Source organism: Photobacterium alginatilyticum, assembly GCF_009910675.1.
Classification (GTDB): domain Bacteria; phylum Pseudomonadota; class Gammaproteobacteria; order Enterobacterales; family Vibrionaceae; genus Photobacterium; species Photobacterium alginatilyticum.
This window is the reverse complement of sequence record NZ_RSEJ01000151.1, coordinates 1-853: the sequence shown is the minus strand read 5'-3', so window position 1 is coordinate 853 and position 853 is coordinate 1. Positions and strand designations below refer to the sequence as shown.

The window sequence follows — 853 nt, the reverse complement described above, 5'->3', positions numbered from 1 at the left end:
GAATACTTAGTAAGAAAGAAATTATTTTTTCTTTGATTTTCATTTTAAGCAAAAGAAAATCCTTTCAACTGGATCATTGTAYATTTCAATTCGAATTAGAGATTGCGCGCACAACTACAGGTGTCCCTTAACGACATATGCATTTGATCATATATGGATTACCATTATTTTTATTTATTACAATAAACTAACGAAGGAGGYTTTTGAATGCGAGATTTCAAAACATAKCTCTCTGTGGCACCGGTACTAAGTACTCTATGGTTCGGKTCTTTAGCAGGTCTATTGATCGAGATTAATCGTTTTTTTCCGGATGCGCTGACATTCCCCTTTTTTTCATTCTAGTTATTTGCACGGGAAGGAATGAAGAAGATTAGAGATAGAATAAAATATCTATGTGACTAAGTCCTCTCCCCTTCTTTTCTCTTTTTTCCCTTTTTTCTATTTTATAATAAAAAATAAAATAAGGGRGGRAAGAGAAAAAATAAAGTGGATTCAACATTTTATTTTATTATTKGAGAAATTCAAGTTCAAGTTTGAATGACATTCATATATATATAATCATAGAAGAATTGAAGAATTCGGGGKAGAGCATAAAATTTGGTTTACAAGAGTATTATACAAAATACTTAAATAAAAAAYTGTATTACGATTCGAAATATGTTATGTTTTGAAMTCATTGTATTACTTATTATTTACTATATACTTGATTGATTCCAAGCAAATCTTTCCTAATTGGATTGCAAATTAGTAACTTATATTGTTTTTCCTTCCTTTCTTCTTCGTTTAGGATCAAAAATAGACGAGTATAACAAATMAAAATCCAAAGGAGGTTCMTGGCCAAGGGGAAAGATGC

General features: G+C 30.0%; 1 protein-coding gene. It reads left to right on the top strand.

Translation table 11 applies throughout. The features are described 5' to 3' along the window. The first annotated feature begins 207 nt into the window (after positions 1-207). Positions 208-342: a photosystem I reaction center subunit IX gene (locus EIZ48_RS31535; protein WP_160658761.1), complete on the top strand. Its 135-nt coding sequence runs from the start codon at positions 208-210 to the stop codon at positions 340-342. Positions 343-853: the final 511 nt, after the last annotated feature.